4 protein-coding genes are annotated in these 8,471 nt (G+C 68.4%); 2 read left to right on the plus strand and 2 right to left on the minus strand.

What is annotated here, in order from left to right:
• Window positions 1-12: 12 nt before the first annotated feature.
• Complete coding sequence (locus Mco01_RS36980; RefSeq protein WP_239104197.1) at window positions 13-1,098, minus strand: sugar ABC transporter substrate-binding protein; 1,086 nt, start codon at window positions 1,096-1,098, stop codon at window positions 13-15.
• Between the two features lie 292 nt (window positions 1,099-1,390).
• On the opposite strand from Mco01_RS36980, the gene Mco01_RS36985 reads away from it, so the two are divergent.
• Window positions 1,391-2,125 (plus strand): FadR/GntR family transcriptional regulator, encoded by a 735-nt coding sequence (locus Mco01_RS36985; RefSeq protein ID WP_204061477.1) that lies wholly within the window; start codon window positions 1,391-1,393, stop codon window positions 2,123-2,125.
• 342 nt (window positions 2,126-2,467) lie between these two features.
• Window positions 2,468-4,456, plus strand: a complete 1,989-nt coding sequence (locus tag Mco01_RS36990) for an alpha-L-fucosidase (protein WP_204061478.1) — start codon at window positions 2,468-2,470, stop codon at window positions 4,454-4,456.
• 128 nt (window positions 4,457-4,584) lie between these two features.
• On the opposite strand, the gene Mco01_RS39545 is transcribed toward Mco01_RS36990, so the two are convergent.
• The gene (locus Mco01_RS39545) at window positions 4,585-6,969 is read right to left on the minus strand and encodes an RICIN domain-containing protein (protein ID WP_239104198.1); all 2,385 of its coding nucleotides are present in this window, start codon (window positions 6,967-6,969) and stop codon (window positions 4,585-4,587) included.
• Window positions 6,970-8,471 lie beyond the last annotated feature (1,502 nt).

Consider the following 8,471-nt stretch of genomic DNA (forward strand, 5'->3'; position numbering starts at 1 on the left):
CGCCACGTCCCCTCAGTTCAGGTTGTTGCCCCACAGCGACTTGTCGTCGTATTTGAGGCTGGGGATGCCGCCGTACGTGCCGCCGTCGGCCGTGACGAGCGGAGCGGAGAGCTGGTCCTCCAGGAGCCCGGGGCGCACCTGCACGATCGTGCTGTCGTGGTCGGTCTTCCCGGCCTGGAAGGTCTTGCCGTCGATCGCGTCCTTGGCGTACGACAGCGCCCACTTGGCGTACAGGTCCGCCGGCTGGGAGACGGTCGCGTCGATGTTCCCGGCCGCGATGTCCTTGAGCTCCTGCGGGATGCCGTCGTTGGAGACCACGAAGACGTGCTTGGCGTCGTCCGGCGGGACCAGCAGGTTGCGCTGCTTGAGCACCTGCAGCGTGCCGGCGAGGGCGAAGCTCGACTCCATGTAGACGCCCTTGACGTCCGGGTTCGCCGTGAGGACCGTGGACAGCTTCTGCGCGGCCACCGCGCCGTCCCAGTTCGCGGCCTCGCCGAAGACCTTGATCCCGGGGTAGTTCTGCTTCATGCAGTCGTTGAACGCCTCGGTGCGGTCGCGGCCGTTGATGGACGCCAGGTCGCCCTGCAGCATGACCACCTTGCCCTTGCCCTTGAGCTTGTCGCCCAGGAACTGGCAGGCCTTCTCCCCGTACGCCCGGTTGTCGGCGCGCACGACCATGAAGGCGTTCCCCGTGTCGGGCCTGGTGTCCACCAGGACGGCGGGGATCTTCCGCCCTTCGAGCTGCTGGAGCGTGGGGGCCACGGCCGCGGTGTCCTGCGGGGCCATCACCACGGCGCGCACGCCCTGCCCCACCAGGCTCTGCACGTTGGCGGTGAGCTTGGAGATGTCGTTCTGCGAGTTGGTGGTCTTCAGCTCCGTCCCCAGCTCGCCGCCGAACTGCGGAACGTACCTGATGTAGGAGTTCCAGAAGTCGGTGTCCGACCGGGGATAGTCGACGCCGATGACCGGCTTCGCCGCGGCGCCCGCTGTGGCGCCTCCGCCGTTCGCGGCCGAGCCGCCACCGTTCCCGCCGCACGCCGCCGCCAGGAACCCCGACACCACCACAATCGCGGCGACCGCGAACCGTCTGTGTTTCAACGTATCTCCTTGTGGATCACCGCGACCGCGGAAGCGTCACCCTTGACAGGACATGGGATGTCTTTCTATGACCAAACCCCGGTCGATGTCCAGACTTCCTGTGGCCCGGAATCTGAAATTCCAGGATGTTACGGATTAACATGCCGCCTCGGCTGTCGCCGGGAGCGCCGGCACCGGCAGGACGGGATGGGAATACATCACATGTCTGTCCGCTCACGCTCCTTACCGGCGACGGCCCGGGCGCAGCGGAGGGCGGTGTGCGCTTCCCGTCCACGCGTACGAAGATGCAGGTATGTCTCTCACCGAGCAGGCGATCGTGCGCATCAGGCAGCTCATCAAGGACGGCACGCTTCCGCCGGGGGCGCGGCTGCCTCCGGAGCAGGACCTGGCCGCCGAGCTCGGCCTGTCCCGCAACCTGCTCCGGGAGGCCGTCCGCTCCCTGGTCACCACCCGCGTGCTGGAGGTGCGCCGCGGTGACGGCACCTACGTCACCAGCCTCAAGCCCGAGCTGCTGCTGGAAGGCGTGGGGCTGGCCGTCGAGATGATGCGCGGCGACGACCTGCTGGAGATCACCGAGGTCCGGCGCCTGTTCGAACCGGTCGCCACCGCGCTGGCGGCCACCCGCATCACGCCCGGCCAGCTCGCCGAGCTCGAACGCCACCTCGACGCCATGATCACCGCTCAGGACGACGTGGAGGCGCTCAACCATCACGACGACGCCTTCCACCGCGCCGTGTTCGAGGCGACCGGCAACACCTCGCTGTGCGCGCTGCTCGGCGGCATCGCCAGCCGGACCCTGCGGGCCCGCGTGTGGCGCGGCCTGGTCGAGGAGAACGCCGCCGGCCGCACCATCGCCGAGCACGCCGCCATCTACCAGGCCCTCGCCCACCGTGACGCCGCCCTCGCCCAGGCCACGGCGCTCGTGCACGTCAGCACCACCGAGACCTGGCTGCGCGACAACCTCGGCCGCACACCGTCCGAAACCCCCTCCGAGGAACCGCCGCACGAGCCGACGCGCATCCGTTGAGAGCGCTGACATCCCATCTCTGAGGTGCGGCGATGGGATGACGTCGCTGGCTCGCGGCAGGGGGAACGCGCCCTCCTGGATCATCTGCCGCCCCCACAACCGAAAAGAGCGGGCATTCCGCGTCCGTTCAGTCCTCCGATCACACCGGTCCGCGATGGGGGTCTGGACAGATCGCTCCGGTTGGCTTACAAAGACATCCAATGTCTGTGTCGTGATGATCCGTTCATCTCGGTGAAACACCGAAGGGTCTCCGGAGGACCGGTCCCCCGGTTCGCGGGCGGCGCGGCTCGCCCCGCCGTTCGCGCGCGCGCAGAAGAACCCCATCTCGAGAGGTTCCCGCCCATGTCCACCCCCTCGTTCCAGTTCAGCCGCCGCAGGCTCCTCGCCGCGGCCGGGCTCGCCACGGCGGCCGGCGTGCTGAAGGCCGCTCCCGCCTGGGCCACCGCCGGCCCGCAGAGCTACACCGCGAGTTGGTCGTCGGTCGACCAGCACCCGCCGGCTCCGGAGTGGTTCCAGGACGCCAAGTTCGGCATCTACTTCCACTGGGGCGTCTTCAGCGTCCCCGCGTTCGGCAACGAGTGGTATCCGCGCAACATGTACATCAGCGGATCGAACGAGAACAATCACCACAAGAGCGTCTTCGGCGACCCGTCGGTGTGGCCGTACCACAACTTCATCAACGGCGCTCGGGACAAGGCCGGAAACTGGGTGCAGTTCGCGCCGAAGCTGACGTCGGCCGGCGGCGCCTTCGACCCCAACGAGTGGGCCCAGCTGTTCGCCGACGCCGGCGCCAAGTTCGCCGGGCCCGTCGCCGAGCACCACGACGGCTACTCGATGTGGAACAGCTCGGTGAACGAGTGGAACTCCGTGGCCACCGGACCGAAGCTGGACCTGCTGCGGCTGCACGCCGACGCCATCCGGGCCAAGGGCCTCAAGCTGCTGGTGTCCCTGCACCACGCGTACAACTTCACGGGCTACTACGACCACGTGCCGTCGCAGTCCAGCACGTCGCTCAAGAAGCTGTACGGGCAGCTCGACAGGACGAGCGAGAACCAGCTCTGGTACAACAAGCTCAAAGAGGTCGTCGACGGCTACCAGCCCGACATCATCTGGGAGGACTTCAACCTCACCCAGGTCGACGAGGCGCAGCGGCTGAACTTCCTGTCGTACTACTACAACCGCGCGGTCGCCTGGAACAAGGACGTCGTCGCCACCTACAAGGACGGGTACAACAACCGGGGCGAGGTCTTCGACTACGAGCGCGGCGGGCCGGCCGGCCTCCAGACCCCCTACTGGCTGACCGACGACAGCATCTCCAGCTCCAGCTGGTGCTACACCGTCGGCATCGGCTACTACTCGCTCAACGCCATGCTGCACTCCCTGATCGACCGGGTCAGCAAGAACGGGAACATGCTGCTGAACATCGCCCCGATGGCGGACGGCACCATCCCGTCGGGGCAGCGGTCGGTCCTGCTGGGCATCGGCGACTACCTCAAGCGCTTCGGCGAGTCGATCTACGCCACCCGGGCCTGGACGGCCTACGGCGAGGGCCCCACCCAGATGGGCGGCGGCTCCTTCACCACCCCGCGGGCGGGAACCTCCTCCGACATCCGCTTCACCCGCAGCAAGGACAACACGGTGCTGTACGCCACCGTGCTGGGCTGGCCCGGCGGCACGCTGAACATCACGACCCTGAACTCCAACCGGATCAACCTGGGCAACCTGGCCTCGGTCCAGCTGCTCGGCTCCAGTGCCGGCTCCTACGTCAACCTGCCCACGCGTACTCAAGACTCCTCCGGCCTGCACATCTCGATGCCCTCCTCCAGCGCCCCCTTCAGCGCCCCGGCGTACGTGGTCAAGCTGACCTTCTCCGGCCAGATCCCGGCCCTCGGCTCGGGCGGCGGCGGCGGCATCCCGACCGGCTGGGTCAGGATCGCCAACGTCACCACCGGCCTGGTCCTCGACAGTGGCGGGAACGTCGCCTCCGGGTCGGTGCTCAAGCAGTGGAACTACGACGGCAGCACCAACCTGCAGTGGCAGCTGGTCTCCCTCGGCAGCGGCTGGTACCGGATCGTCAACCGCACCAACGGCATGGTCGCCGACAGCTGGGGCAACACCGCCAACGGCGCCTCCTGCCTCCAGGCCGCCTGGAACGGCGGCAACAACCAGCAGTGGAAGCTGAACGACATGGGCAACGGCCGCTACCAGATCGTCAACCGCGGCACCGGCACCGCGCTGGACGGCGGAGGCAACACCACCGTCGGATCCACCACGGTTCTGTGGACGCCGAACTCCAACACGAACAACCAGTACACGATCACCGCGGTCTGACCGAGCCCCCGCCCGCCCGGCCCTCGGGTGCCGGGCGGGCACGGGGTGACGGCGCCGTCTCGCGTTTTCACCACGGCCGGGAGCCGGTCCGCGCGTGAAGGCGCGGACCGGCTCGCGGGCCGGTCGGGTCAGACGCGGTTCCAGCGCTGGTTGGAGCCGGCGTTGCAGTCCCAGATGGCGAGCTTGGTGCCGTTCGCCGTGGCGTTGTTGGGCACGTCCAGGCACCGGTTCGAACCGAGCGCGGTGATGGTCCCGTCGGAGTTGAACCGCCACTTCTGGTTGTTCTGCCCGTTGCAGTCCCAGATGATCACGCTGGTCCCGTTGGCGGTGCCGCCACCGTTGACGTCCAGGCACTTGTTGCCGTAGACCCGCAGCTCACTGGCGCTGGTGGAGGTCCACTGCTGGTTGGCCTGGCCGTTGCAGTCCCAGATCTGCGCCTGCGCGCCGTTCGCCTGGGACGCGCCGCTGACGTCCAGGCACCGGCCCGAGCCGACGCCCTTGATCGCGTTCGTGCCGCCCGTCGGCGACGGCGACGGCGAGGGGGACGTGCCGGTCTGGGGACCCGCGGACGCCATCACGGACTGGGCGCCCGACGGCCACTGCCCGTTGGTGACCGTGACGTTGCCGGACACGACGCTGCCGCGGTCGCCGTTGGTCACGTTGGTGCTGCCGTTGGTCGACCAGTTGCCGGTGACGGTGAAGTTCCCCATGTTCTCCCCGCCGTAGTAGTTGGCGGTGAGCCAGGTGCCGGTGGAGGACAGGACGTTGTTCCTGACGGTGTAGTACTTCGAACCCTCGTCGAAGTAGACCCCGAACCAGCCGTTGGTCCGCAGGCAGTAGTTGTCGCTGATCACCGCGCCGGGGTTCCACGACAGCGTGTAGATGCATCCGCCGTCGGTCATCTGCTGCATGACGTCGTGCACGTAGTTGCCGACGAGCTGGTTGTTGGCCGCCGTGGTGGCCGTGGTGTACCGCGGCTGGTAGTTGTACAGGCCGCGGTTGGCGTACTGGGTGTTGCCGCCCGGCTCGTTGGCGCCCCAGCCGTACCCGATCGACATGCCGGTGTACGGCATGTTGTAGACCTCGTTGTGGGAGACGTTGGTGCCGTTGACGTAGGTGGTGAGCACCGAGACCACGCCGCGGTAGTCCAGCCCGAGGTCGTGGATGCGGTTGTTGCTGATCGTGATGTTCTTGTTGACCATCCGCTGGTCGCTCGGGTGATGCGCGTCGGCGCGCACGCCGCCGACCACGACGCCGCCGGCCGAGTCGCGGGCGATCTCGGACCGGGTGACCGTGATGTTGCTGGCGCCCAGGCCGACACCGCTGGCGTGCGCGTTGGCGTCGTTGCCGATGCCGATGGCCGTCTGCCCCAGGTTGACGAACTGCGAGTCGCTGAAGGTGATGTTGCTGGCGGCCGAGACCTGCACCGCCGCGGGCATCTGGGCCCAGTTCGGGCGGGTGGACTCGAACTGCTGGCACCCCTCCTGGCAGGAGCTCGGCAGGTCGCTGGGCCAGTTCGAGTTGCCCGAGATGTAGGAGCCGGTCTGCTGGTCGGCGAAGCCCTGGTTGCTGCTGGGCCCGAGCCAGCTGGTGCCGGTGAACGTGATCCCGGTGAACGCGATGTTGTGCGCGGGCGCGTCGTAGGTGCCGCCGACGTCCACCAGGGACTGCAGAACCGGCAGCTCCACGCTGACGTTGCTCATGTTCTGCCCGGAGAGGGGGATGTAGGACAGCACGCCCGTGGACGGGTTGATGTACCACTCACCCGGGGAGTCGAGGAACTCGTAGGCGTTCTCGATGTACAGCGGCCCGGCCCGGTGCGGAGTGGTGAACGTGTCGTACCCGAAGATGTTGTTGCTCCAGCTGGGCTGCTGCATCGTGATGAAGTTCCCACTGATGCTCTGCACCCGCACGTACCGGTCGGTGAACGAGCCGACACTCTCCAGCTCGATCCGGTTCTGGTTGGTCAGCGAGTTCAGGTAGCTCAGCGAGCTGTTGCTGAACCTCATGCCGCTGCCGGTGGAGGTGAAGTCGCCCCGGTTCAGCTGGGTGCGCGCACGCGTGGCAAGGGCGCCGTTGACGTACAGCTGCCGGGTGTCGATGCCGGTGCCGACGTTGGCCTGCCAGATGTTCTTCGACTGGTTGGCGAGCGTCCAGCCGGTGACGGCCCGCGCGCCGGTGACGACGGGGTGGGCGCCCGCCGCGGCCTGCCACACGACCTGGTATCCGTTGTTGCCGGAGTCGGCGGCGGTCAGCCGCAGCGGCGACGACAGCCGGTACGCGCCGTCGGCGAGCTGAACGACGATGTCACCGGACATGCCGGCGTTCAGCGACCGCACCGCCGTCTGCGCCGCGGAGAGGGAGCACGGCTGGGCGGACGAGCAGGTGCTGCCCGTGCCCGAGGGCGACGCGTAGAGAGTCGTGGTTGCGGCTCGGGCCGCGGTGGACAGGGCGACGACGGTGATCGCCACGGTCAGCGCCGCGGCGACGAGACCGGCCAGAACCGGTCTCACCACCGCGGACGGTGAGGACAGATGCACGGGAATTCCTATGGGGGGTAGGGGGTGGTCGGTGAACCCCCTCCTGAGGCGTGGCGCCGCCGTCGAAGGGGGTGGAGGTACGACGACGATCGGCTGCGCGGATCCCGCTTGAGGTCGGCCCGGATCAGGATCCCGGGTGCCGGGTGACCACGAGCGATCGGCCGGCACAGGCGATCTCCTGTGCCGTCAGGGTGACGCCTGGGGTCGCCCGGTGAGGGCCGCGCCGGACGCCGTGGTCGCGATCCGATCGGTCACGTGCTTCTCCAGGTGGCGCGGCCTCACATGCCACCACGAGGGATCGGGGTGAAGCGAGGCGATGGAAGCCGACGTGGCCGACCACGATGCGGAGGCACGCGACGCGCCTCCACACACCCGCCGAGGTGGTCCAGCCGCACAGGCCCCGGAAGACGCGTCTCCCGGGTGCTTAGCTCCTAATTACGGTCCGTACGGCGAAGGTCGTCAAGACCTTAAGAACGCTTAATTTCCGGACACGCACACACGAGTCCCGGCCACTGTTGGCGCCATGGCTCCGCTGAGCAGGGGAAACACGTACCGGTGTGCCGCGACGGGCCGATCGCCTCGGCGCGAGCCGGCCCTGAATGTTTCGTACTCAAGAGGCGGCGCCGACACCCGCGGCGGAAGGGTGGGCCGCTGAGGTCGTCGTGCGGCCGAGAGGAGGCAACGCCGTCACGAATCGTTTCGTTCGCGTGACGCGGTCCGTGAACGTTTCATTCTCGGCCTGACAGGGAGTACGGACGTCCCTGATGAGAGCCGCCGGGAATGCCCCACAACCCCCGCACAGGGCGGGTGAGGAGCGAGCTCCGGTTCTTGACAGGCGGTCGGCTGGTCGTATTTGCTTCGCTGCACCCGCCACCGCAATCCGCCGGCAGAAGGGAGCACCGCCTCTGTCGATCGTTGGTTAGCGCTAACAACACACATGACCGCCGCCGGGGCGGGACAGGAGCCGGATCACGCGGCCGGCCGGCCGCACTCGGTTCGTCCACCTCCCGAAGACGGTTCCGCAGCGGACGACGCGCGCCGATCCGCCGGAACCTGATCGCGCGACGCCGGCACGATCCGGCGCGCACGGCGGCGTGAGCAGGACCGGTGGCGTCCCGGACCGCGACCGGGCTCCGCACCACTGCCTTTCCTTCCCCCGCATGTGCCCTCCGCGCGGATGACTCCGGTACCGGCGTGACGTCGCGGGAGCGCGCCGCTCCCCCGCCCTGCCGCTCGCGGCAGCCCACACCGCCGGCGACGCATCGGACGGGACAACACCGCCTCTCGCCGGCTCGGCGAGGCCGCCCGTCGTCTGCACGGCCGTCTTCGCCGCGCCTCCACCCCCCAAGGAGAGAAAGCATGGATTCTTCGTCCGTTCCCTTATCGGGCCGTATGGCTCGTGGGCGGCGCTCGCCGGCAGCCGTCGCCGCGTACCTCGTGACGGCGCTCGCGGCCCTCCTCGCCACGGCAGTCAT

The organism is Microbispora corallina, from assembly GCF_016863035.1.
Taxonomy (GTDB): domain Bacteria; phylum Actinomycetota; class Actinomycetes; order Streptosporangiales; family Streptosporangiaceae; genus Microbispora; species Microbispora corallina.

Coding starts and splice junctions, on each gene's coding strand:
- Mco01_RS36985 (WP_204061477.1), top strand. CDS start 1,391: ATGTCTCTCACCGAGCAGGCGATCGTGCGCATCAGGCAGCTCATCAAG.
- Mco01_RS36990 (WP_204061478.1), top strand. CDS start 2,468: ATGTCCACCCCCTCGTTCCAGTTCAGCCGCCGCAGGCTCCTCGCCGCG.